Consider the following 24,801-nt stretch of genomic DNA (forward strand, 5'->3'; position numbering starts at 1 on the left):
CTTTCGCAAATGAAACCGGATTTGCTAAAAAAATATCTTCCGCCGGGCGCAATGCCTTTCATTTCAGATTGGCTGGAAGATGTGGGCATTGTTATAAAAATTAAAAATTCGCGCCGAACCAAACTGGGCGATTATAAATTTGACCCGAAGTCAGGAATTCATCAAATCAGTATTGACAAAGAACTTCAAGCAAATGCTTTCTTTTTTGTGCTGACGCACGAAATCGCTCATTTGAAAGTAAATCAAGAATTTGGTCGGAAGGTTAAATCACATGGAATCGAATGGAAATCTACATTCGGAAAAATGCTGGTGGAAACACTGGAAATTTACCCTGAAAACTTAAAACCTTTTATTCTGAATCATGCCCGTAACCCCAAAGCCAGCGTGGGCGCCGATAAATTTCTGTTTCAAAAATTATTTCTTCATGAAGAGCATCGGGAAAAGCTCGTGGAAAACATAAGCGAAAATCAAAAATTCAGGATTGGAAAAAGGGTTTTCGAGCGAGGTTCTAAGCGAAAAATAAGGTATCTTTGCAGAGAACTAAAAACAGGAAGATTGTTTTTGGTAAACGGGCAGGCAATTGTAGATGAAATAATCAAGGAATGAAAAATAATTACTTTGGAGTGATCATGGCAGGAGGAATCGGTTCCCGTTTTTGGCCGCTCAGTACAACTGAATATCCCAAACAATTTCACGATATTTTAGGAACCGGAAGAACTTTTCTTCAAAATACATTTGACAGGCTGAAAAAAATAATTCCGGTTGAACAGATTTATGTGGTGACACTGGAAGAATATGTGGATCTTACGCTTCAGCAACTTCCAGAAATTTCAGAAAGTCAAGTCATTGCAGAGCCAAGCGGAATGAATACAGCGCCTTGTAATCTTTATGCAGCCAAACTGATTCAGGAAACAGATCCCGAAGCCAACATCGTGGTTGCACCTTCGGATCACGTCATCTTGAATGAAGACATCTTCATCAAAAAGCTTGAAATTGCACTGAAGGAATCGGAAGAAAAAGAAAGCCTGATTACGCTGGGGATTCAGCCCACAAGACCTGATACCGGATACGGGTACATTCAGTTCATCGATAATTCAAAATCGGAAATCAAAAAAGTAAAAACTTTTACCGAAAAACCCGGGATTGAACTTGCCGAAGTACTTTATAAATCGGGAGACTTTCTTTGGAATGCCGGTATTTTTGTCTGGAAAGCCAAGACAATTTTAAGTGCTTTTGAACAACATCTTCCGGAAATGTTTGAATCCTTTCAGAGGATTAAAAATCCGCTAAGTTCCGAAAAAGGAAAAAAGGAAATCAAATCGATCTACTCGACCGTTCAGATGATTTCCATTGATAATGGAATTTTGGAAAAGGCTGATAATGTCTTTGTTATTCCGTCTTCCTTTGGTTGGTCAGACTTGGGAACCTGGAAATCGCTTTATGAGAATTCGGAGAAAAACGGTGGGAATAACGTCAAAAAAGGGAAACACATTCTTACTTACAACACAAAAGATTCATTGATTTATACCTCGCAAAACAAAGCCATCATCGTGGACGGCCTTGAAGACTATATCGTGGTCAATACCCGTCGGGCTTTGTTGATTTGCCCAATGGATAAAGATCAGGCGATTAAAGCTTTTGTAAGTGATTTAAAACTGAACAAAGGCGAAAAGTTTACTTAATTAAATTTTAATTCCAAGCTTTCTGTGCGTGCGTCGATACGCCCATTTTTCTTTGTAATCAATCCATTTCTGGCCTCTGAATTTACGGATGTAATAATCCAGATGCCGCATGAAAAATATGTTGTACATCATGCCCAGAAAACGTATCGGATCTTGTGGAAGTGCGCGCAATGACATGGAAAATCCGCCGTTCATATAGGAAATAAAATGCCACCATTCGCCCGGAATATAAAGCGCGTCGCCATGATGCATATGCGCTTCGAAACCTTGGGCTTTTTCAAGCGCCGGATATTTCTCAAAATCGGGATTGTTCATGTCGATGGATTCGATGTTACAGATCGACATCGGAACTTTATACAAATTGGTATTTTGCTCAGGGCCAAACAATAACACGCGTTTATGTCCTTCAAAATGAATATGCAGATTATCCCCCAAATCGATGTCATAATGCATAAAAGTATGCGCTTTGCTACCGCCAAAAAACAGCGCCGGAATTCGTTTGAAATAATTCATCCCTATGTCCGGATATTCAAAATCCTTTTCCAGTTGGGGCAAATTGTCTTTGACCATGTAGAAAAAAATGCGCAAGTCTGTAGGTTCGTTGTTTTGTAATTTGTCGAGGTATTCGCGCATTTTCATGTGCGTCACCGGCTCATACGAACTTTTATTGCCTTTGGTCGGTTCGTTATTGTAGAGTGGAACCATCTGGTCCCCGGCGATTTTCTTGATATAATCAAACCGCCATTTGTCATTCCAGGAATCGGTCAAACCCTCTATCAGAACGGGTCTTTTCTTTTTCAAATAATTTTTTACAAACTCCTCTTTGGAAATCCCCTTAACGCGGTCGACCGGAGCTAAATTGAATTTTCCCATAACTTTCAAAATTAATTATTTCTTCCAAATTCATAAGCCGAATTTATAAATAAAATCTGCCTAAACATAGACAGCCTTTAATCTGAAAAAAATCACAACCACTGAATATTTTTACGGATTCAGTTTTTCACAATTAATTTCTTCATGACAGCTCCTTTTTCGTTTTTGATTTGGACGAAATAGATACCGTTGCTCAAACCGTTTGTGGAGATAGTTGAACCAGAAGAAATGTTTGAGATTTCTTTTACGACTTTGCCTGTCATATCCATGATTTTCACATCCGAATTTTGACTTAGATTAGAAATCGTGAAATGATTTTTTGCCGGATTGGGATAAATGTTCATTTCGTTTGCCTGAATATCTTCAACGCTCATCGCATCACATGCATCTATTACAGCTTGCTCGCTGGCACAGTCGCCGAGATTTCCGGAAATACTTCTCCAACCTTCTCCTTGCAGATAGGTACAGAAATTAGGAAGATTACAGACCGAAAGCAAAGGGTTGTCCAGGATTAGCAAACCTTCCCAATCCGCACCGCTGATAGTTGCGGGATCCACATTTTGCAAGGCAGAAATGTCGGTCAATTGCGTATTGTCTTCAATAAAAATGGCAGTTACCGAAGTTAGATTTTCTAATCCTGAAAGTGAGGTTAGAAAACTTCCATTAATATCAATGCCCCATATAGCAGTTAGATTCTCCAATCCTGTTAAGGAGGTCAATAGCGGATTATCGAAAACAGCTAAAGTTGCATCTTCACCCATATTCAAGTTTTCTAAATCGGAAAGCGAATCCAGCTGAGGGTTGTATCCCAGACTTAGCCCGTAAGTTAGATGTGTAAGGTTGTTTAGTCCGGATAGAGAAGTAATCTGTGTGGAGTAAATCCCTAAACCACCAATAGAAGTCAAGTTACTTAAAGGCGCAAGACTTGTAATGTCAGTTGGAACATCAAAATCACCAATAGTCAGAAATCCTTCAATTTCTGTACAAGCAGCATAGGTAACAGCCATGTCATCTACCTCTGCCTGAGATGCTAAAATCACGTCCCCCCATTCGTCGGGCGTAGGACACTGTGCCTGAAGTTTTCCGGTTAAGAACAACAGAAAAAAAACGACAGATAATTGTAAAATTCTTTTCATAATCATTTGGTTTAATTGTTATTTGAATCACAAATTTTAGGAGAAATAAAGCCTGTTACAACGAACAATAGACGAATAAGCGATTTAATAGACGAATTATTTCATTTTTTTGTGTTTTTACTAAAACTGATTCAGTGAAACCCTTTCGATCTTTAATAATTGACGATAATGAGATAAACTTACTCATGACGGTTTCTTTTGTGAGAGCCCATCCCCAACTTGAATTTCTGGGAAGTTTTGAAACGGCAGATGAGGCGCTCACTAAACAAAATTTTTCCGATGTGGATGTATTGTTTTTGGATATTGATATACCGGGAACAAATGGTGTCGAATTTCGGAAAATCGTGGATAGAGTTCCGGCTTGTATTTTTATTCCGGCTTATCCCGAACATGCATTGGACAGTTTTTCGGTGGAAACGCTTGATTTTGTAGTAAAACCTTTAAAAAGAGCAAGGTTTGATCAGTCAGTTGAAAAATTGACACAGTTCATGACCCTTCGTGAAAAAGCCAAACTCTATGAAAATCACATAGGAGGCGATTTCATTTATATCAAAGAAGGACATCAGGAAACCAAATTAAATTTACACGAAATCATTTATCTGGAAGCACTGAAAGATTATACTTTAATCATAACCGAAAACAAAAGGCATTGTGTTTTGACAAGCATTGGAAACCTTTTGAAAGAAAAGAGTTTCAGTCAGTTTGTACGTATTCACAGAAGTTTTGCCGTAAAAAGAGATATGATAAAATCCAGAGGAAGCAATGAACTAAAACTCCAAAACAACATCGTACTCCCGATAGGAGGAAGTTATAAGGAAAATCTGACCCTTTTTTGACAAATTTTTCAAACCAAAAACTACTCAACTAAAACCAATTTTATGCAAAATTCTCTACTATCATTTATTTTTCTATTGTTTTTTTCATTAATGATTTCTGCTCAGAAACAAGGACAGGAAAAGATAGACTCATTAAAAACGGTACTGACCCATACAAAAATAGATTCCGTCAAATTGACTACAATGAGTATTCTTGTCAGATATCTTTATGAATTAGGGGATTATAAAGAATCTATGGCTCAATCTGAAGAGTTGTTAATGCTGGCTAAAAAAGCAAAAAACAGAAAAGCTGAAAGTAAGGCTTATAATAATATTGGCAATATTTTTTTAGATCAATCCAATTATGTTCAGGCTTTAAAATATCATAATTTAAGTCTGGAGATTTCACAAGAACTGAAAGATGAATTGGCCATTGCAAGTGCATATAACAACATTGGTCTGCTTCATTATTACAAAGGCGATTATAAAGAAGCCCTAAAAGCCCAATTAAAAGCATTAAAAATTCGAGAAAAAGATGGAGATGAAAAAATGATTGGTGTTTCTTATCTGAATATCTCTTTGGTATATGGCAGCATTGGAGAGCGTGATACGGAACATGCTTATTTAGAAAAGGCTTTATAACTGGCTCGTAAAAATAAAGATAGAGGGTTGGAGGCAAGTGTGATGGAAAATATGGGGATACCATACTACGATCAAGGAGAGCATATTAAAGCCATAGAATACTTTGATAAAGCGTTGGAAATCTATCAAAATTTAGGCGAAAAGACTTCAATTTTAAGAATATCCGTGCACAAAGCACAAGTGTATTTGATTGTAAGATCGAAGTAAAATCGGAAAAGGAACAGAGATAAAAATGTGGTTTTAGAGAAATTGATTATCTTAATTCCTTATAAGCCGAATTAATTTTATCCACCAAATATTTCCTTCCGATTAACTCCGAACAAGTCAAAACAGCTCCTATCGTCACACCCAGAATTCCATGCATACTGATGCTTTGTCCGGTCAGGAAGAGGTTTTTGATTTTGGTACGCGGCGAAAGGTAATTCCGCATCGGGAAATCGGCATCTTTGGCAAATCCGTACATACAACCCGTGGAACTTCCGATGTAATCCCGATAGGTCAGGGGAGTGGCCACATAAGTCGATTGGATGCAGTCGCGGATGTTTGGGAATTTTTTCTCCAATTCGTTCAGCAGAATTTCGGTTTTTTTAGCTTTGAATTTTTCATATTCCGCACCACGATCATCTTTTTCCGCAACCGTATTAAAAGAATCTTTCCATTTCTCAACCTCATCGTATTGCATATAAGTCAAAACGCTGATTCCATCTGCAAAACCATTGTTGTCCGATTTTGCACTAAATGAAACCATATAACCTTCCGGCCAATTTTTCTCTTCGTAATCAGCACTTGTCCAAACATTTGCCTCATTTTTAAAGTGATAATAATTATGTTTCAAATAGGGAAAAGAATTGGGTTTGAGCGTGATGTACAAACTAAAGGAGGAAACCGTATCTTCCGCTTCAGAAATTCGTTTCAAATAAGATTTTCTCAAATGAAAGTTTTCAATCAACTTCAAAGTGATTTTGGGGTCGATGTTTGAAATGAATTCTTTCCCTCTGTAAATAGCTCCATCAGAGGTTTTGACAAATTCAACTTCACCCAAATCATTCGCCGAAATTGAAACCACTTTTTTGTGTTTGAGAACGGTTACGCCCAGTTTTCGGATTTCTTTGATCAGCAATTTCGAAATCTGACTTCCGCCATTCACGCAGCGCCAGGCACTTTCGATGTAGGAATTAATCGAAAGCGAATGCACATAAAAAGGTGTTTTATTTTCAATTCCGGCATAGAGAAAATTCGTTCCGGCTAAGACTGCACGAAGTTTCGGGTTTTCGGTCAGTTCATTGATGACTTCACTCGCTTTCAACGACATCAGATTTTCATTTGAAACCGGATTTTCATTGGCTTCAACCTTATAAAGCGGAAAACTTTCGCAGATTTCCTTCATTTTTTCAACATACTGCCAGATGGCATTTTCTTCCTCCGGAAAAAATTTTGTCAATTGTTTCACGAAATTTTCGGTGCCTTGCGCATAAGGATATTCGTTTTCATCGTCGTCAAAAGTCACAAAATCGTATCCGTCAGGGTTCATTCGCTGTAATTTCAGCTTGTCTGCAATGCCGAGGTAATGAAAATATTTGTGAAGATTTTGTCCGGGCAAAAGTCCGCCGATGTAATGAACGCCCGTATCAAAAATGACTTTGTCGCGCGAAAACGTCTGAAGATTTCCGCCAAACTGCTGGTTTTTTTCCAACACCAAGACTTTTTTGCCTTCACGCGCCAAAATATTGGCACAGACAAGTCCGCCCAAGCCGCTCCCAATGATGATGATGTCAAATTCTTCCTGCATTTTTGTTTTTCAAAACCCTCAGATTATTTTCTTCAAAATAAATTTCCCAATCTTCTAAATTAACCAAATTTTCAAACCGAACTTTCTCCTTTTCATTTTGAAGAATTAGAAAATCACTCACCGAAAACACATCCGGATATTCCTTGTGAAACCGAACCGGAAACCGATTGACCGTAAAAGTATTTTGTGCAATCTGAACTTTCTCTGCATCCTCGTCCCAAGCATCCACCGAACGAAACGCCGAGTCATATACCAATAAAAAATCCAACACGCCATATCCGCAACCCAAATGCAGAACTCGCGCTCTTTCTGGCAAAACCGAAAGAAGTTTATGGTATAGTTTTTTATTCGTTTCAAAATCGTTTTTAAATTCTTTCTGAATGTATTTGGGTTTGTATATGTAATTGAAATTTAATTTGTTACGAAAATAATTCTCATCTTCATCTTTTCGTTTTAATTCGATGAATTTTTCCTTGAAATAGCGACTGATTTTTCTAGTCCTTTCGGAATAATTCTTTCCCCAACTTTCATCATCGTGGCGGATCGCCGGAAGAAATTCCAAAGTCAGTTTTCCCGACTTGAGTAAATTGTCGTTTTTCGGCAAGCGATCGGCATTTCCACGGATCAAAACCGGCTGAATGTCCAGTTTTAATTTCTCCGAAAGATAAAAAGCACCCTTGTGAAAACGCTGAATGGCAGAAGTCATCGAACGGGTTCCTTCCGGAAAAATGATGATGGAATAACCTTGTCTGATTTTTTCTTCCAATTCTTGGGTTTCTTCTTCCAAATTTTCAGAAGCCGAATAAAACCCAGCCATTTGAATGGCTTTCCCGAAAAATTTCGATTGTAAAATCCGGTTGTTGACCATAAAAATCAGTCGTTTGTGGAGCATTCCCATCGTTGGAGTATCGAGTTGCGAAGTATGATTGGCAATAATGATTTTGGGCGAACTCAAATCCAGATTTTCCTTTCCGATTTTTTTCACCGGAATGAACGGTGTTCCATACATCAAAATTCGAAAATATTTCTGCATCACGGTATGAAATACACCGAATTTTTTCTTCGTTGGAATGATGGGTAAGAAGACTTGCGCTAATAAATTCAGAACAAATCCGACCACAAAAAAATACCCAAAGGTGAAAAACGTATAAATCACATTCAGAAAGGTTCTTGGCGTATTGCCCTTTTCCTGCGGTTTCTGAATGAAAAACCGGAAAAGCCAAGGTTGAACCGTAAAAGACATCAGAACGACGACGCTCAGCCCGATAATCGGTATCCAGGAAATCGAATAAATCGCGGGATGTTTGGCAAAAACCAAAACACCGAAACAAAGAATAGTCGCCAGTGCCGACATAATAATTCCCGAACGGAAAGCTGGCATTTCATCGGTTCCGTAGGTATATTTTTCAATTAATCCGCGGGTGATGAAAATCGAATAATCCACGCCCAGACCAAAAATTAAAGTCGTAATAATGATATTGAAAGCATTGAAATTCAGTCCGAAAAGTCCCATCATCCCGAGTGTTACCAGCCAACCGGCAAAAATCGGAATATTGGTGATGAGCGTGAGTTCCATCGAACGGAAAAACAAAAACAAAATCACAAAAATGACAATCGAGGAAATGAAAAATAATTTGTCGAAATCCGCTTCCAGATTGGAAAGAAATGTTTCGGATAAATTTTTCCGGTCGATGACCAATGTGTTTTCGTCCGCCGAAAATTTCCCGATGATTTTTTCAGTCGCCTCATTTTCCGTTTTCAATGAAGAGGTAATCGTCACCAAATCACCGTCTTTTTTGATGAATTCATTCAGAAATAAATCATTCAACAATTCATTTTCAGCAAGATTTTCGGTGGAATATTCTTCATCCAATCGCATAAAAAACGGTGCGAATGTATTTTCTTTAAATCCGTATTTTTTCCCTTCGGAAATCAATTGATTTTTTAGGTTTTCCTTTTTCTCCTCGCTCCAAAATTGGTTCCAGCGATCCATTTTTTTCTCTTGTTCATTCGCTGAAGGCAAAATTCCTCCAATGGACGAAAAAGAAAGAATTTCATTCTGATTTTCGGCCGATAAAAGTTTCTGATAAAGTTTAGAATTGGCCGCTAAAGCTTCTTCCAAATCATTTCCATAAGAAGCAATATAAATGGATTTTGAGGTATAATCATTGAGTTTATCCAATTCATTTTCAGCTTTTTGCAAATGATTTGGCATATAATTCAATTTGTTCAGATCGTTTTCAAATCCAACATTTTGATAAGTGAAAAGACTCAGAATGACGAGAGCAACCGAGAAAATCAGCAAATATTTATTTCGACTAAAATCATAAGTGGCGATTTTGTCAATCAGTGTATTTTGTTTGATTTCGAGTGATTTATCGGGCGAATAAACCTGCGGAATGAAAAGCAGCGCAAAAACCGCCGCGCCCAAAACGCTACAAGCCGCAAACACACCCAAATCCTTCAAAACATCGGATTTCAAAAACAAAAGCACCAGAAAATCTGCACCCGTGAAAATCGCACAAATCAACAAAGGTTTGACGGTACTTCGGAATAATTTCCGGACGTCGCCCGTACTGCGGTAATGACTCAAAATATGAAGCGAATAATCCAGCGTCAGACCCAATAAAACCGAACCAATTCCAATGGAAATCGCCGAAATACTTCCTTTGAGAAAATACAAAACGCTCATTCCGAGCAAACTTCCAAAAAGCGCCGGAACGATGATAATCAGTGGAATATGAGGTTTTCGGTAAAAATAAATGAAGAGCAGAAAAAGCAAAACGAGGGAAATGCTCAACGTCAGAATGATGTCGTTTTTGATGCGCTTGGCATTGGCAACCGAAACCGGCGTCGCACCGAAATATTCGGCACTGACTTTCTCATTTTTGAATTGGGAATTCAGATTTTCAAGGCTTCGGTCGAGGTCCTCAATCAGTTTTGTGTTTTGCGAAGTTTCATTGGCAGCGGCTTTTGGCGTAATCAGCACAAAAAGATTTTTTCCGTTTTGATGCATCAGATAGCCGTTTTCCACCGTGAAACCGTCGCCGGACTGTAATCGCTGGAATTTTTTAAGCGCCATGAAATCCATGCCGAAAGGATCGGAACGAATCATTTGTGTGGTAACAAATCCCGATGGCGAAACGATCGAGGAATAAGCATCATCTACTTTTGACGAAACATTTTTAGGAGCTAACAAAGAGTCTAACTGCGCATAATCCGAATCATCGAGATAGAGTGGAAGATGTGCCGAAACGAAATCGAGCAATTCCATCATTTTTTCATCTTCAAATCGGGATTGAAGATTTCCTATTAATTGATTTTTAGAAAGTTGAATTTCTAAACTATCGGCATAAGCTTGTAGGAAAGCCGAATTATTTTCCTTTTCGGAAGAAATATTGAGAATGATTTTATCGGCGAAATTGACGTTTTTTAAAACCTGACTGATGGTTTCGGAGTCGTCGGAAGAAGGAATTAATTTGGAAATATCTTCTTCGAAACTTATTCGCGAAGCCCAATATCCCATCAAAACCAACAGAAAAAACACCACCGAGAAAAACAGGGCTTTTCTGTTTTTGAGGTAATTATAAGCCGATATAAATAAATTGACCAAAGTTTCCTTATCCGTTTAATCAACAAAGATATAAATTTGAACGTAGCCCCAAAGCGGTCTGATTTAATCAAAATCAATGAATCAAATATTTTGAATACTCCTATATTTGCCACAAAATTTTGGGGATTTTGAATCAATTCCTACGAATAAAAACTCGCAAAAAATGCTAAAATTTTCTCTTTTGGGCTTTGGTCACATTGGCAAAGTTCATAAACAAGCGATTGAAGAAACAGAAGGAGTTGAACTCGTTTCCATTATTGATATCAATTATGAAGACCAAGAGTCCGCCATTCCGATTTATAAAACACTGGAAAACTTTTTGGAAGAAGACCAGGAAACCGATTTGGTCATCATTGCAACGCCGAACGGACTTCATCGTTACCACGCCATTCGTTGTCTGAAAGCGGGAAAACACGTTCTCATCGAAAAACCGATTGCGCTTAATTCAAAAGACGCAAAAGAAATTCTGGAAGTAGCCGAAAAAACCGGAAAGCGCGTTTTTTCATCGATGCAGTTAAGGTTTTCACCACCAGTGAGTTATGTGAAAACACTTTTGGAAAACAATTCCTTGGGCGAAATTTATATGGTCAATATCAATTGTTATTGGAACCGCAACCGGAATTATTATCAGACCCGCGAATGGCACGGAACCAACGAAATGGACGGTGGGGTTCTCTTCACGCAATTCTCTCATTTCATTGATATTATGAATTTTTGGTTCGATGAAACCCATTGTACGCATTCCCAATTTTACAATTTCAATCACCGAGGAATTACAGAATTTGCCGATAGCGGAAAACTTGATTTCAGGGCCGACGGAGCGGTGGGGAATATGATTTTTACGACTTCGACTTTCGAGAAAAATTACAAAAGCGGAATTGTCATCATTGCTGAGAAAGGCACCATCGAAATCGGTGACCAATATTTGAATGAATTGAAATACAGCAATTTAAAAAATGTAGTTTGCCCTCAAAATATGTCCACCGAAGTCAAAAATTTTCATCCGATAGCCATTGCTGAAATCCGTGATGCATTGTCGGAAAATCGCAATTCTGCTTTGGATGGAACGCACGCCATTCGTTTGGTGGAATTCATCGAACAGGCGTATAATCTTTCTAATCAGTAGTTTTTGGGCGCCTTATCGGGCTGGCGGCACTCGCTTTTTTCTAGCCTTCGCGAAACTCAGGCTACAAAAAGAGCTCAAACAAACTGCCTTCATCCCGGGCGCGAGAAGTATTAAGATTTAAGTATCAAGTATCAAGACTTTTGACTATTACGTATTGTAAAGTCCCATAACCAATTAAAATGCTTCAAAAAAAACCTGCCAACTTGAATTGACAGGTTTTTGAAATATTATTTATCGGAAACTTAAGCAAAAGCTTGTTCCAGATCTTCGAGCAAATCATCAATGTCTTCAATTCCCACGCTCAATCGTACCAAATCCTCCGTAATTCCGATTTCCGCACGTTTTTCAGCCGGAATGGAAGCATGTGTCATCGTGGTTGGATGATTGGCAAGCGACTCTACACCACCGAGGCTTTCGGCCAGCGTAAAGACTTTCAGCTTTTTGAAGAAAGCATCAGCATCATTTCTTTCGCCCGATTTGAAATTAAAAGAAACCATTCCGCCAAAATCTCTCATTTGTTTTTTGGCCACTTCGTGGTTCGGATGATCCTCAAGTCCCGGATAAAAAACCTTTCCGACTTTTGGATGTTTGGATAAAAATTCGGCAACTTTTCTTCCGTTTTCACAATGTCTTTGCATACGCACGTGCAAAGTTTTAATGCCACGTAAAACTAGATAGGAATCTTGCGGACCCAAAATTCCTCCGCCTGCAAATAATTGAAAATGAACTTTTTCGGCTAATTCTTCATCTTTTACAACCAAAGCCCCTGCCACCACGTCAGAGTGACCGCCGAGGTATTTCGTTGCGGAATGCATCACGATATCGGCACCCAAATCCAAAGGATTTTGCAAATAAGGCGAAGCAAACGTATTGTCCACTGCCACCAAAATGTCTTTTCCTTTGGCCAAATCGGCAACAGCCTGAATATCCACGACTTTCATCAGCGGATTGGTCGGAGTTTCGATCCAGATTAATTTGGTTTTAGAAGTGATTTTTTCCGCCACATTTTGCGGATTTGTCATATCGACAAATTGAAAATTCAGTCCGTAGCGTGCGTAAATTCGGGTAAACATCCGATAAGAACCACCGTACAAATCATCCATCGCAATGATTTCATCACCCGGATTTAAAAGCTTCATCACGCTGTCGGTCGCTGCCAGACCGGAACCGAAAGCAAATCCGTGAGTACCGTTTTCGATGCTTGCCAAAGCATTTTCAAGCGCCGTACGGGTCGGGTTTGCACCGCGCGAATATTCGTAACCCTGATGAACACCCGGACTGCTTTGCGCATAGGTCGAAGTCTGATAAATCGGGGTCATTACCGCTCCGGTTGAAGGATCGTGCTGTTGATTGCCGTGTATGGTTTTTGTATTGAATTTCATATTATGCATTTTTCTTCTGCAAACATACAAGATTTTTATATTTTTGACCCCTGATTGGCTATGTGGAACCGTATTAACTTATTGATTTTCCCGCTGTTTTTATCTTTCTGTTTTGCGCAGGAAAATGAAGCCCAATATACTGTGGACGTGAATTATTATTATGGAAGCATCCTGCCGCACAGCGAAAAAATCCGACATCTGATTACCGAGCATCCCGAAGGGATTTTCATTTCCGGGAACCGAAAAACCTTTGGCGATGAAGAATGGGAATCCCGGTTTAATTATCCGGATTACGGACTTACTTTCCATTATCAGAACAATAAAAACGAAGTTCTGGGGGATATGTACGGGCTTTTTGCGCATTATAATTTTTATTTCCTGAAGCGGAATTTACAGCTGCGAATAGGGCAGGGGATTGCTTACAATACAAATCCTTATGACAAAGAAGAAAATTACCGGAATTCGGCTTATGGCTCGCATTTTATGCCGGCGAGTTTTTTTATGGCCAATTTTCAGAAAGAAAATATCTGGGAAGGATTTGGAATTCGTACAGGATTGTTTCTGATTCATCATTCCAACGGAACGATTAAAACGCCGAATACAAGTGCCAATACAGTCGGAGCGAACATCGGAATTCATTATACATTTGACCATAAAAACGAAAGAACTTATCATCAGCGAACCGATCGGGATTCAACCTTTACCGAACCGATTCGTTACAATCTGGCATTTAGAACCGGCGTTCACGAAAGCCACATCATCGGGAGCGGACAATATCCGTTCTATGTGATTTCGGCTTATGCCGACAAAAGAATATCGCGTTCGAGTGCTTTTCAAGTGGGATTTGATGTGTTTTTATCGATGATGATGAAAAATGAAATCGAAATGATGGCGGTTTCTTTTCCCGAAAAAGGAATCGATGCCGACACGGATTATAAACGACTGGGATTGTTTGTGGGATATGAATTATTTTTAAATCGATTATCCTTCGAAGCTCAATTGGGCGCTTATGTTTACGACGATTACAAATCGCATACGGCACTTTACCAGCATTTAGGATTGAAATATTATTTTTATAAGAATTTCTTTGTGGGAACGGGTTTGAAGACGCATTTCTCCAAAGCCGAAGCAATGGATTTCTCGGTAGGTGTGAGGCTTTAGTCAATTTGAGAATTTGAAAATGAGTTAATTTGAAAATTAAATTTTATTTATATCTGATTTTTTCAATTCTGATTTCGGGTTGTAATTCAGAAGACGGATCGGATTGTTTCAAGGCCGAAGGCGAATTGGAAACCCGCGAAATTCCGGTGGGAGAATTTTCCAAAATCAATATTTCAACCGGGATTGAATTAATGGTGAAAGAGTCGGAAGAACAATTGGTAAGGGTAACGATGGGCAAAAATTTAATCAATGATATCCAATTCGAAGTGATTGATGGCGAATTGAAAATAACCAACGAAAATGGTTGCGAAATGCTGCGAAATTACCATTCGGCTAAGGTTTTTGTGTCCACTCCGGTTTTGGAAAAGATTTATTCGAGTTCACAATATTCCATCCAATCCGATGGGATTTTGACTTTTCCTGAGCTGACTTTGGAGTCAGGAATCATTGAAGATACACCGGCAAGCGTTTTTGAAATGCAGATTGAGAATGAAATTTTAAAAGTAAACGACAATATTTCTTCGGTTTTCAAAATTTCGGGTCACAGCGAAAAGTTGGAAATCAACTTCTGGGGTTCCAACGGGCGGTTTGAGGGCGAAAATTTCCTTGTGGACGATGTCTATGTGAACCATCGAAGTACGAACGATATCATCACTTATCCGATCCATTCGGTGAAAGGAATGATCAGAAGTACGGGCAATCTGGTTTTGAAAAATCTACCGCCGATTGTGGATGTGGAGCAGATTTACACCGGACATATTATTTATCCTTAATTCATTTCAAATGGAACCGATTCTGAATGTTCCTGGAATGAGTGAATTTCAACTTAATGAAACGACGAAACTCGGACTAATGCCGAATTTGGGTATTCAAAAAATTTTACATGACAAAGTTCCTAATCCTGCTTCGGGAAATGGAATTCCGCGATGTGAACTTTATCTTTTTGTCGAAAATCTGGAAGAAGCTTTTGAAAACGCAATGAATTGCGGTGCGAAATTAATCAGCCCGATGGAAGAAAGAAGCTGGGGCGATCGGGTTTGTTATTTTGCCGATTTGGACGGACATATCATTGCATTTGCAAAATCCTTAAATTCGTGAAATGAAAAAGATTTATTATTTGCAGACTTGCGATACCTGCAAAAGAATTATGAAGGAAATGGATTTTTCAGGATTTGAAAAGCAAAACATCAAGGCCGAAGCCATCACTGCTGAACAACTGGATGAAATGAAGGAATTGGCCGGCAGTTATGAAGCGCTTTTTTCCCGAAAAGCAAGAAAATACAAAGAGCTGGGATTGAAAAATCAAACTTTGACCGAAAAGGATTATCGGGAATATATTCTGAACGATTATACCTTTTTGAAACGCCCTGTGGTAATCGACCAAAATGAAATATTCATCGGTAACGAAAAGAAAAATTTAGAGCGTTTAGCGTTACATTTGAATAATTAAAAAAAGAAAAGAGAACAAAGAGAATAGAAAATAGATTCTCTAAGTGAATAAAATCAAATTTGGAAAAAATGAACAAAGTTTTAATAGTATCGGTTTCACTTCTGGGCGTGATGGCCTTTTCACAAACCAAACAACTGACCATGCAGGAAGCCGTTTTGGGCATTCGTGCGGAAAGCAAAACCTATCAGTGGCTACCGGATTCGGATAAATTTTATGAAAAAGTCAAAACATCCTATGGAAATGCGTTGCTGGCTTATGATGCGGCAACGATGAAAACCGATACACTTTTGCGTTCCACCGATTTTGCGGCCGGAAACAACGTTCCTCATTTGGTTTGGGTAAATTCGGAAAAAGCTTATTATCAGGACAATAAAGAGCTCTTCTGGTTCAGTCCAAAAGATAAAAAGTCGGTCAAATGGTTGAGGCTTCCCGAAAATCCGGAAGCGATCGAACACGACCCAAAGTCCGGACAATTGGCTTATGTAGTGGATAATAATTTGTATTTAATTGATTCTAAAGGGAAAACAAAACAACTTACCACCGACGGCAAATATGGAATTCTAAATGGGAAAGCCGTTCACCGAGAGGAATTCGGAATTTACAAGGGAATTTTCTTTTCGCCAAAAGGAAGTCTCATTGCTTTTTATCGGATGGACGAAACCATGGTCGAGGATTACCCGGTGGTGGACTGGTCAACAACGCCGGCGGTGAACAAAAACATTAAATATCCCTTTGCCGGAAGGACTTCACACGAAGTAACTCTGGGTGTTTATAATCCGAAAACCGATAAAACCATTTTCTTGGAAACCGGAAATCCGCAAAATCAATATTTGACTTCTGTAACTTGGAATCCCGATGAGAAATCGATTTATGTGGGAATTCTGAACCGGGATCAAAATCATTTGAAATTGAACCAATACGATGCCCAGAGCGGAAAGTTCATCAAAACTTTATTCGAAGAAAAACACGATAAATATGTGGAGCCCCAAAACGAATTGTATTTCCTTCCCAACGGAAAAGAATTTGTTTGGTGGAGTCAGCGCGACGGATTTATGCATTTGTATCGTTACGATTTAAACGGAAAATTAATCAATCAGATCACCAAAGGAAATTGGTTGGTCAACGAAATTCTGGGTGAGAAGAAAGGCAAAAAGCAACTTTTGATTACCTCGACCAAAGACGGTGCGATGGAAAAGCATTTGTATTTGGTGAATTGGGAAAACGGTAAAATGGAAAGAATTGACAGCGATCCGGGTTATCATTTTTTCACGCCGAATTCAGCCGGAACTTATGTTTTGGACAATTGGTCAAACGAAACGACGCCTCGCAAAATCGATGTTTTATCGACCGATAAAAAAACGAAAAAGAACCTTTTCACAGCTGCAAATCCTTTGGCTGAATACCAGATGCCAAAAGTTGAAAATGTAACGCTCAAAGCTGATGATGGAACGGATTTGTACGGAAAATTGATTTATCCGACTGATTTTGCCGCTTCCAAAAAATATCCGGTGATTGTGTATTTGTACAACGGACCACATGCGCAGATGAACCTCAATCGTTTTCCGGCGAGCGGAAACCTCTGGTACGATTATATGGCGCAGAACGGCTATGTGGTTTGGGTGATGGACGGTCGCGGTAGTTCCAATCGAGGATTGGAATTTGAGCAGGCGATTTTCCGGAATTTAGGCGAAGTAGAAATGGCCGATCAGATGAAAGGCGTGGAATTCCTGAAATCAAAATCCTTTGTAGATGGCGAGCGAATGGGTATTCACGGTTGGAGTTACGGCGGGTTTATGACGACTTCCTTTATGCTTCGTCAGCCCGATGTGTTCAAAGCAGGCGTTGCCGGCGGACCGGTTCTGGACTGGAGTATGTATGAAGTGATGTATGGCGAACGCTATATGGATACGCCCGAAACCAATCCCGAAGGCTATGCCAATAGTTTGCTGATGGATAAAACCCAAAATCTGAAAGGAAAACTCTTGTTGATTCACGGAACGGATGATCCTGTGGTGGTTTGGCAACATTCGGTTAATTTCTTGCGAAATGCGGTTTCCAACGGCGTTCAGGTGGATTATTTTGTGTATCCGGGTTATGAGCACAATGTGCGCGGAAAAGACCGTGTGCACCTGATGCAGAAAATTACCGATTATTTTGATTTGTGGTTGAAGGAGTAAGAGGTTTTTGGGATATTCCACGATTCCACATAGGTTTTTCGAAGCGTTTTCGGTTAATTGAATGACGGATTTGGAGTTTGCAAAAGAGCGGGATTCACAGCACAAAGTTAAATATAGATATATTTTTCAGTCTTAATAACTCCACATTTAAAATATAAATCTTCTTTTAAATCACCTAAAAGAGCTTGGATTTTGTTTGTGTTTTCTGAAAAAGAGAGTTCTGCAACGTGTCCACCGTGGTAGAACAGCTACTGATATTTATGTATAGCTAGTATTATTCACCTAATCTGTTTTCAATGTCCATTTGCTGATGTAAAATTCTGATGATTTCTAATACGTTTTCTTTTAAGTTTATGCGGTAAAATATAAAATGTGATTTTACTTTTGAGCGATAATAACCCTCCCTAATATGACTATAATCTTTGCCTGAATTTGGATTTTGAGTTAAATATTCGATTTCCTCAAAGATTAGGTTGAAATATCTATCAGCTTGTTCTTTTGACCAAGTCTCAAAAGTGTAAAGCCAAATATTTTCAAGATCAATCTCTGCTTCCTTACTGATTTTAAAATTCATTATTCAGAAGCATATTTTTGGTGAAAGGTTTCCAGAAGTTTTTCTCTATTAAAGTTTTTCACAAAACCAGATTTTTCGCCTTTTTTGAGTTCCTTAATAAGTTCTGATTTTTTTGTTTCTTCGTGTTCAAACATTCTTAGAGCAGCTCGCACGACTTCACTTGCAGAAGAAAATTTTCCAGAACTAACTTGTTCGCTTATAAACTTATCAAAATAATCACCGAGCAATATGGAAGTGTTTTTTGCCATAATTTCAATCTTTCATTCAAAAATACCAAAACTTGGTATTTTATTCAATACGTAAGATGTTAAATTTTCAGTGAGAGTCTGGTAATTGGTTACTACATAACTCCTAATCATAAAATATTATCCAACAAAAAACCTCTGCCAATCGACAGAGGTTTTTTGTAAGAAATTAAATTTTTTATTTATTTGAAATCGGCATCTGAAACGCCTTCATTGAATTTGATGTCTTTCACTTTGAAAACCATATCTACTCCAACGTTCATGGTGAATTCAGAGGGATATTTAATTCCGTCATAATCTTTGTATTCGCCATAAGTTACGGTTTGAACCATTTTCTGTCCCTGTGCTTCCAGTTCGGATGAAGTTCCCAGAATCAGACCCGAATTGACATCGTAGAAAGTCTTTTTCTTTCCGTCAACAATGACATAAGCCTCTTTTCCGTTAAAGGTTTCAATCCCTGCTAGGGCCACGCCCGGTTTTTCTGCCAGAACCAATTCCGGAAAAGGAAGTGCGTCATATTTGTAAGCCTCGATTTCTTCTGCATCCATTTCTTTTCGCTGTCCTTGTTGCACATGGAATCCGGTTTTTCCGTCATAAACGGTTTTGGAAAGTTCCATACCCATTCCGCTGACAAGGTTCATCGCCTTACCGTCACTCGTATTGATGGCTTTCATGTTCAGTTTCATACCCTGAACTTCTGCTTCATAATTAGCGAGAAGCGTTTTTACAGATTTCACTTTTTCACCACCTATAGCCGCAATGTATTGATCCATAACAGATTTCACGGTAACGCTTGCGTCTACTTGTTTCTGTTGTGGCTTTTCAGTTGCATTTCCAAATCGGTCAAAATAATTGATTGTGTAGGGTAATTTTTCCAATGCAGGCAAAACATCTGCCGCTCTACCCACAACCAAAATTCTTGCATTTCCGTGTGAAAAGTATTTCTGAGCCGCTTTCTGAACATCTTCAGGCGTAACAGCATTGATGCTTTGGATGTAATTCTGATAGAAATTTGAAGGAAGTCCTTGTGTTTGGGTCAACAAAGCTTGTCGGGCAATTACTTCCGGTTTTTCGGCATCCATCACAAAATTCCCGATGAAAGTAGCTTTCACGGTTGAAAGTGTCTCAGGCGTTACCTTTTCGGTTCTGATTCGGTTCAATTCTTTCATCGCTTCCACCACGGCGCTATCGGTCACTTCGTTACGAACTTGTGAACCTGCTTTGAATTTCCCGACATATTTATTTCCGCGGATGCTGGAACGGGCACCATAAGTCCATCCGTTTGCTTCGCGAAGGTTCATGTTCAGGTAACTGTTAAAATCGCCACCATAAATCTGATTGGCAATCAAAGCTGCGAAATAATCTTTGTCGGTCATTTTCAGATTAACTGAACTCAGAATGGCAATTTCTGACTGAACGGCATTGGGCATGTCCACGAAATTGATTTCGGTTTTGGCCACGTTTGTCGGATTCGGATAATCAGAAGCCGGAATATTTCCTTTTTTCCAATTTTTAAAGTTCTTGTTAACCAATTTTTTCACATCCTTGAACTTCACATCGCCCATCACGATCAAATAAGCATTATTGGGCGCGAAATAAGTTTGGTAATGATTTTTCACATCATTCAAAGTCAAATTTTTCAATTTTTCTTCTGTCGTGAATTCTCCTGCCGGATGATTCGCTCCGAAAACCAAAACATTTTCTACGCGGGCAGCGTTTGAAGCCACACTTTTTTCTTCAGATTTTAGTCCGTCGATATACCGGGCAACTTCTGTATCAAAATCGTCTTGCGTAAATTTAGGGTCGATTGCACCTTGCGCCATCAATTCCATAACTCTTGGAAAATAACGCGAAAGCGTGTTGGCACTTGCGCCAGATCCATGGAAATTGATTCTTGCCCCCATGAAGTCGATTTCTTCCTGGAAAGCGTCTTTTGAAATCTTGCTGGTTCCGTTACCAATCAAAGCACCGGTCAAATCGTCGATTCCTTTTTTGTCACCTTCCACAAAAGGCGAATTGTCTATGCTCAGCGTCATGGTTACACGCGGAAGTTTGTGGTTTTCCACCACCATTACCTTCAGTCCGTTTTTTAACTCAAATGTTTGGGGAGTTCCCAAATTTACTTTTGGTGCCGGACCCGGTTTGGGTTGCGATCTGTCCACTTGCGCTTGCGCTCCGACTGTTAACAACGCCATAACGAATATATATACTAATTTTCTCATTTTTTTAATTCTTGATTTAGCCGATTATTTTTTCTCCGGACCGTATTCCAATACCAGTCTTTGGTTGTCATTCAAATACTTTTTCGCCACATCTCTGATTTCTTCTCTTGTGATGGAACGATACAAATCCAGTTCGTTGTTGATGAGGTTTACATCTTTGTAGAGCAGATAATAAGTCGCCAAACTGTGGGCAACGCCTTCCACATTTGAATTGGCATTCACAAACTGGTTTTCAAATTTGTTCAACAACATTTCGTATTCTCTTTCAGAAATCAGCTCGTTTTGTAATTTTTTAATTTCTGACGAAAAAGCAGCAGACAAATCGGTAAGTGGTGTTTCACCAACCGGAAGTGCATAAATGAAATAAGTTCCGTAGTCTTCTTGACTGAAGTTAAACGCACCGATATCCAATGCTTTCTTTTCCGTATCGACTAATTTTTTGTACAATCTTGAACTCTTACCGTCGCTCAAAAGCGTAGAAATCATATCCAAAACTCTTGCTTCACGCGATTTCATAGAAGGCGTTCTATAAGCCGTAATCATCATCGGAAGCTGAACGTTGGGGTCTTCCCAAGTGGCTTTAATTTCCTGCGTAATCGGCGCTTCTTCGTACTGACCTTTTACCGGCGCAGCTTGTTTTGGAATCGAACCGAAATAATCTGCAATCCATTTTTTTGCCTGGTCTTTTTGGAAGTCACCTGCCACAACCAAAACGGCGTTGGTGGTTACATAAAATTTCTTGAAAAATGCCTGAAATTCGTCCAAAGTGGCAGCGTCCAAGTGTTCCATTTCACCGATGGTTGTCCAACGATAAGGATGGTTTTTGAACATGTGCATTTTTACCGCTTTCAACAGATTTCCATAAGGCTGATTGTCTACACGAAGTCTTTTTTCTTCTTTAACGACTTCATTTTGCGTATCCACACCAATTTGATTGATGACAGGATGCATCAGACGTTCCGACTCCATCCACAATCCAAGCTGAAGGTTGTTGGAAGGAAAAACTTCGTAATAATAAGTTCTGTCATCGCTGGTGTTGGCGTTATTTTTTCCGCCGTTGGACGAAACGATTTTGAACCATTCACCTCTTTCGATGTTTTCGGTTCCTTCAAATAACAGGTGTTCAAAAAAGTGCGCAAACCCTGTTCTGTCGGGCTGTTCGTCTTTTGCTCCCACATGGTACATCACCGATGTTACCACAACCGGAGCCGAATGATCCTGATGCAAAATGACATGAAGACCATTTGGCAGATCATATTCTTCAAATTCGATTTCCTGAGCCATAGAAGTAGTTCCTAATATACCCAAAAATGCGAACGCAAGTCCAAATTTTTTCATAGAAAATTTAATTTTTGTTTATTGGTTGAACAATTTATTAATTTGTTACGATTTTAGGGGGAGAAATTCGCTAAAACTGATATTTCTTATATTTTCAAAATTACTTAAACCTACCAAATCAGTTGCGCTTCCAAACTGAATTTTCCACCCCAGGCGTCTCCCTGCATCTGACTTTCTGAAACGATTACGGTCTGCATTCCTTTTTCCACAACCGGAAATTCCAGCTCACGACCGAATGGACCGTCTGAATTTCCTTTTGAATCTATGATCTGAGAAATTCTGAGATTGGCCAAACTGTCCTGAGTGCTGAGTTTCAGCCAGATTTTATTGGCCGTATCGGAATTAAGCAAAAAGACCATTTTCTGTCGGGGCAGTTTTGCCGTGTCGATTTTTGCTTTTCCATAAATGAATTTGACCAAGATTGTATCGGTGGTTTCGGTAAATTCAAGATTTGTTTTTTTAGCAGTCGCCGAGTCTGTTTCAGGTTTTGCGGCAACTTCAACTTTTTCGGAGTTAAGGCTGTCTCTTTCTTTTTTGAGATTTTCTGCATAGGCAGCTTTGTCAAATTCCACAGGTTGGGCAATCGGAGTTTTGGAATCCGATTTACACGAAAAAACAAAAAAAACACTCATTAACATACAAAAGGCAAAACGCATACCCGAAAACTTTCTGTAAATTTACAAGGAATCTCTTAATACGCTAAGAAATGTTGAATTACGAAGTAAAAGGTTATGGAAATCCGGTTGTGTTGCTGCACGGATATCTGGAAAATAGGAAGATGTGGAAATACATGATGGATGAACTATCTGCTTCGCATAAAATAATTCTTCTCGATCTTCCGGGACATGGTGAATCACCGAACTTTGATGAGGAGCATACAATGGAACAAATGGCAAGAGAAGTAAAAGAAACGCTGAACTTGCTGGGTGTTTCTACGGCAGTTTTTGTGGGACACTCGATGGGCGGATATGTTACTTTAGCTTACACCGAATTATTTCCTGATGCGATAAGTGGTTTTATTCTGATGAATTCCACGACTTTTCCCGATTCACCTGATAAAAAGGAACAACGTCTCAAAGCCGTTGAAACGGCTGAAAAAAATCTGGATACACTCATCAAAATGAGCATTCCATCACTTTTTGCCGAAAAGAATTTAGAAAAATTAAAACCTGAAATTGAATTGGCCAAAACGCTTGCCCGCGAAACTTCTCTTCAGGGCGTTACCGCGGCCCTCAAAGGAATGAGGCTGCGTATAGACCGGAGTTTTTTACTGGAAGAATTCACGGGAAAAATTGGAATTATTATAGGAAAGTACGACAAAGCCGTAAATCCTGATGATTTGAAGAAAATTATTCCGAATAAAGAAAATATTTCCATTCTGGAGCTTGAAACCGGTCACATGGCCCATTTAGAAGCGCCTCAGGAAACCCTGAATTTCATCAGAAATTTCCTCGGTTAAAATTTTATTTCTTTTCCTTATTGTTGCGGTCTTCAATTCTTTTTTTCCGGTCAGCTTCCGGAAGTTTTGATTCGAGATTGTCGCGTACATCGATTAGAATTTCATTGTAAAGTTCGGGGTGGAGGTAGTAATAACGGTAACTTTCCTGAAAATCGGTTGAATTGGTTTGGTGATTATAAAGAATCTGAGCATCAATTTTTGCGAATCCCAATCCATCCTGATTGATTTCTGACAAGTAAGAAGCCTGCTGATGCAGGTATATATCGGTAAGAATACTCACCATTTTTTCTTGTTCAATAAGATTTTCGGGCTTCTCTACAATACTCGTGCAAGCGAATAAAAAAGTCAGTATAAATCCAAAAAACCCATGTTTTTTCATAACTTACCAAATATACTTCGAATTCTCAACATTAAAATTCCGAAAACCGCTTCTCCCAAAATATTGGGGCTGATTTTTGATTCGCCGGCTATTCGGTTGACAAAGATGATGGATACCTCGCGCAAATTGAATTTTTTACGCCAGGCTTTGTATTTCATCTCAATCTGAAAACCGTAGCCTTTGAATTTAATCTGATTCAAATCCAGCGTTTCCAACACAATTCTTTTATATCCGACAAACCCAGCGGTTGCATCATGGACCGGAATTCCTGTAATGAACCGGGCATATTTCGAAGCGATAAAAGATAATAAAACCCTGCTCATGGGCCAGTTGACGACATTTACGCCATGGGAATATCGCGAGCCGATTGATACGTCGGCATCTTGTTTCAGTGCTTCCAGCAGCCTTGGCAAATCCTGGGGATTGTGTGAGAGGTCTGCATCCATTTCAAAAATGTACTGGTAATCTCTCGCCAGAGCCCATTTGAAGCCATGTGTATAAGCTTTCCCTAATCCGTCTTTTTCCTTTCTTACTTCCAGAAAAAGTCGTGGAAATTCATTTTGAAGTTGCCGGACAATTCCTGCTGTCCCGTCGGGAGAACTGTCGTCGACGACCAAAACATCAAATTCCACGTCAAGGGAAAACACGCGGCGCAAAACAGCGTCCATGTTTTCTTTTTCGTTATAGGTAGGAATGATGACAAGATTTTCCGACATAGATTCGAAATATGGCGCTAAT

General features: G+C 39.2%; 24 protein-coding genes. 12 read left to right on the forward strand and 12 right to left on the reverse strand.

What is annotated here, in order from left to right; all coding sequences use genetic code 11:
• Positions 1 to 9 precede the first annotated feature (9 nt).
• The gene (locus WBF63_RS08165; RefSeq protein ID WP_424369218.1) at positions 10 to 606 is read left to right on the forward strand and encodes a SprT-like domain-containing protein; all 597 of its coding nucleotides are present in this window, start codon (positions 10 to 12) and stop codon (positions 604 to 606) included.
• Positions 603 to 1,682: a mannose-1-phosphate guanylyltransferase gene (locus WBF63_RS08170; RefSeq protein WP_424369219.1), complete on the forward strand. Its 1,080-nt coding sequence runs from the start codon at positions 603 to 605 to the stop codon at positions 1,680 to 1,682. Before WBF63_RS08165 ends, WBF63_RS08170 begins: the two co-directional genes overlap by 4 nt.
• Here the strand turns inward: WBF63_RS08170 and WBF63_RS08175 are convergent, their stop codons facing one another.
• Both WBF63_RS08175 and WBF63_RS08180 read right to left on the reverse strand, forming a co-directional pair.
• Entirely contained in the window at positions 1,683 to 2,555 is an 873-nt protein-coding gene (locus WBF63_RS08175; RefSeq protein WP_424369220.1) for a cupin-like domain-containing protein, read from the reverse strand.
• A gap of 119 nt (positions 2,556 to 2,674) precedes the next feature.
• Complete coding sequence (locus WBF63_RS08180; RefSeq protein ID WP_424369221.1) at positions 2,675 to 3,691, reverse strand: T9SS type A sorting domain-containing protein; 1,017 nt, start codon at positions 3,689 to 3,691, stop codon at positions 2,675 to 2,677.
• Between the two features lie 134 nt (positions 3,692 to 3,825).
• On the opposite strand from WBF63_RS08180, the gene WBF63_RS08185 reads away from it, so the two are divergent.
• From WBF63_RS08185 to WBF63_RS08195, 3 genes are read left to right on the forward strand one after another with little or no spacing between them, the layout of a single operon-like run.
• Positions 3,826 to 4,527, forward strand: coding sequence for a LytR/AlgR family response regulator transcription factor (locus WBF63_RS08185; RefSeq protein ID WP_424369222.1), 702 nt, complete (start codon positions 3,826 to 3,828; stop codon positions 4,525 to 4,527).
• 42 nt (positions 4,528 to 4,569) lie between these two features.
• Positions 4,570 to 5,148: a tetratricopeptide repeat protein gene (locus WBF63_RS08190; RefSeq protein WP_424369223.1), complete on the forward strand. Its 579-nt coding sequence runs from the start codon at positions 4,570 to 4,572 to the stop codon at positions 5,146 to 5,148.
• Between the two features lie 42 nt (positions 5,149 to 5,190).
• Positions 5,191 to 5,355 (forward strand): tetratricopeptide repeat protein, encoded by a 165-nt coding sequence (locus tag WBF63_RS08195; RefSeq protein ID WP_424369663.1) that lies wholly within the window; start codon positions 5,191 to 5,193, stop codon positions 5,353 to 5,355.
• Positions 5,356 to 5,401: 46 nt separating this feature from the next.
• On the opposite strand, the gene WBF63_RS08200 is transcribed toward WBF63_RS08195, so the two are convergent.
• Positions 5,402 to 6,937 (reverse strand): phytoene desaturase family protein, encoded by a 1,536-nt coding sequence (locus WBF63_RS08200; protein ID WP_424369224.1) that lies wholly within the window; start codon positions 6,935 to 6,937, stop codon positions 5,402 to 5,404.
• Positions 6,921 to 10,550: a 1-acyl-sn-glycerol-3-phosphate acyltransferase gene (locus WBF63_RS08205; RefSeq protein ID WP_424369225.1), complete on the reverse strand. Its 3,630-nt coding sequence runs from the start codon at positions 10,548 to 10,550 to the stop codon at positions 6,921 to 6,923. The genes WBF63_RS08200 and WBF63_RS08205 overlap by 17 nt, the downstream gene beginning before the upstream one ends.
• A gap of 163 nt (positions 10,551 to 10,713) precedes the next feature.
• Between WBF63_RS08205 and WBF63_RS08210 the strand changes: the two genes are divergently transcribed.
• Positions 10,714 to 11,676: a Gfo/Idh/MocA family protein gene (locus WBF63_RS08210; RefSeq protein ID WP_424369226.1), complete on the forward strand. Its 963-nt coding sequence runs from the start codon at positions 10,714 to 10,716 to the stop codon at positions 11,674 to 11,676.
• Positions 11,677 to 11,918: 242 nt separating this feature from the next.
• On the opposite strand, the gene WBF63_RS08215 is transcribed toward WBF63_RS08210, so the two are convergent.
• The gene (locus tag WBF63_RS08215; RefSeq protein WP_424369227.1) at positions 11,919 to 13,067 is read right to left on the reverse strand and encodes a cystathionine gamma-synthase; all 1,149 of its coding nucleotides are present in this window, start codon (positions 13,065 to 13,067) and stop codon (positions 11,919 to 11,921) included.
• Positions 13,068 to 13,118: 51 nt separating this feature from the next.
• On the opposite strand from WBF63_RS08215, the gene WBF63_RS08220 reads away from it, so the two are divergent.
• The 5 genes from WBF63_RS08220 to WBF63_RS08240 all read left to right on the forward strand — a co-directional run bounded on the left by WBF63_RS08220 (position 13,119) and on the right by WBF63_RS08240 (position 17,846).
• The gene (locus WBF63_RS08220; RefSeq protein ID WP_424369228.1) at positions 13,119 to 14,219 is read left to right on the forward strand and encodes an acyloxyacyl hydrolase; all 1,101 of its coding nucleotides are present in this window, start codon (positions 13,119 to 13,121) and stop codon (positions 14,217 to 14,219) included.
• A 29-nt stretch (positions 14,220 to 14,248) separates the two neighbouring features.
• Positions 14,249 to 14,992 carry a GIN domain-containing protein gene (locus WBF63_RS08225; protein ID WP_424369229.1) on the forward strand — a complete coding sequence of 248 codons (744 nt, stop codon included), beginning with the start codon at positions 14,249 to 14,251 and terminating at the stop codon, positions 14,990 to 14,992.
• Between the two features lie 10 nt (positions 14,993 to 15,002).
• Entirely contained in the window at positions 15,003 to 15,317 is a 315-nt protein-coding gene (locus WBF63_RS08230) for a VOC family protein (RefSeq protein ID WP_424369230.1), read from the forward strand.
• 1 nt (position 15,318) lies between these two features.
• Positions 15,319 to 15,669: an arsenate reductase family protein gene (locus tag WBF63_RS08235; protein WP_424369231.1), complete on the forward strand. Its 351-nt coding sequence runs from the start codon at positions 15,319 to 15,321 to the stop codon at positions 15,667 to 15,669.
• Positions 15,670 to 15,737: 68 nt separating this feature from the next.
• Positions 15,738 to 17,846 (forward strand): DPP IV N-terminal domain-containing protein, encoded by a 2,109-nt coding sequence (locus tag WBF63_RS08240; protein ID WP_424369232.1) that lies wholly within the window; start codon positions 15,738 to 15,740, stop codon positions 17,844 to 17,846.
• A gap of 274 nt (positions 17,847 to 18,120) precedes the next feature.
• On the opposite strand, the gene WBF63_RS08245 is transcribed toward WBF63_RS08240, so the two are convergent.
• The 5 genes from WBF63_RS08245 to WBF63_RS08265 all read right to left on the reverse strand — a co-directional run bounded on the left by WBF63_RS08245 (position 18,121) and on the right by WBF63_RS08265 (position 22,881).
• Positions 18,121 to 18,420 carry a type II toxin-antitoxin system RelE/ParE family toxin gene (locus tag WBF63_RS08245; protein WP_424369233.1) on the reverse strand — a complete coding sequence of 100 codons (300 nt, stop codon included), beginning with the start codon at positions 18,418 to 18,420 and terminating at the stop codon, positions 18,121 to 18,123.
• Positions 18,420 to 18,668: a type II toxin-antitoxin system ParD family antitoxin gene (locus WBF63_RS08250; protein WP_424369234.1), complete on the reverse strand. Its 249-nt coding sequence runs from the start codon at positions 18,666 to 18,668 to the stop codon at positions 18,420 to 18,422. The genes WBF63_RS08245 and WBF63_RS08250 overlap by 1 nt, the downstream gene beginning before the upstream one ends.
• A gap of 179 nt (positions 18,669 to 18,847) precedes the next feature.
• The gene (locus WBF63_RS08255) at positions 18,848 to 20,887 is read right to left on the reverse strand and encodes an insulinase family protein (RefSeq protein ID WP_424369235.1); all 2,040 of its coding nucleotides are present in this window, start codon (positions 20,885 to 20,887) and stop codon (positions 18,848 to 18,850) included.
• Positions 20,888 to 20,911: 24 nt separating this feature from the next.
• Positions 20,912 to 22,225 carry a M16 family metallopeptidase gene (locus WBF63_RS08260; protein ID WP_424369236.1) on the reverse strand — a complete coding sequence of 438 codons (1,314 nt, stop codon included), beginning with the start codon at positions 22,223 to 22,225 and terminating at the stop codon, positions 20,912 to 20,914.
• Between the two features lie 110 nt (positions 22,226 to 22,335).
• Positions 22,336 to 22,881 carry a hypothetical protein gene (locus WBF63_RS08265; RefSeq protein ID WP_424369237.1) on the reverse strand — a complete coding sequence of 182 codons (546 nt, stop codon included), beginning with the start codon at positions 22,879 to 22,881 and terminating at the stop codon, positions 22,336 to 22,338.
• A 50-nt stretch (positions 22,882 to 22,931) separates the two neighbouring features.
• On the opposite strand from WBF63_RS08265, the gene WBF63_RS08270 reads away from it, so the two are divergent.
• Positions 22,932 to 23,684, forward strand: coding sequence for an alpha/beta fold hydrolase (locus WBF63_RS08270; RefSeq protein WP_424369238.1), 753 nt, complete (start codon positions 22,932 to 22,934; stop codon positions 23,682 to 23,684).
• 4 nt (positions 23,685 to 23,688) lie between these two features.
• Here WBF63_RS08270 and WBF63_RS08275 read toward each other — a convergent pair whose 3' ends face one another.
• Complete coding sequence (locus tag WBF63_RS08275; protein WP_424369239.1) at positions 23,689 to 24,063, reverse strand: DUF4296 domain-containing protein; 375 nt, start codon at positions 24,061 to 24,063, stop codon at positions 23,689 to 23,691.
• A complete protein-coding gene (locus WBF63_RS08280; RefSeq protein WP_424369240.1) occupies positions 24,060 to 24,779 on the reverse strand; it encodes a polyprenol monophosphomannose synthase in 720 nt (239 codons plus the stop codon). The genes WBF63_RS08275 and WBF63_RS08280 overlap by 4 nt, the downstream gene beginning before the upstream one ends.
• Between the last annotated feature and the right edge of the window lie 22 nt (positions 24,780 to 24,801).

It is taken from the genome of Moheibacter sp., assembly GCF_049672845.1.
In the GTDB taxonomy this organism is placed as follows: Bacteria; Bacteroidota; Bacteroidia; order Flavobacteriales; family Weeksellaceae; genus Moheibacter.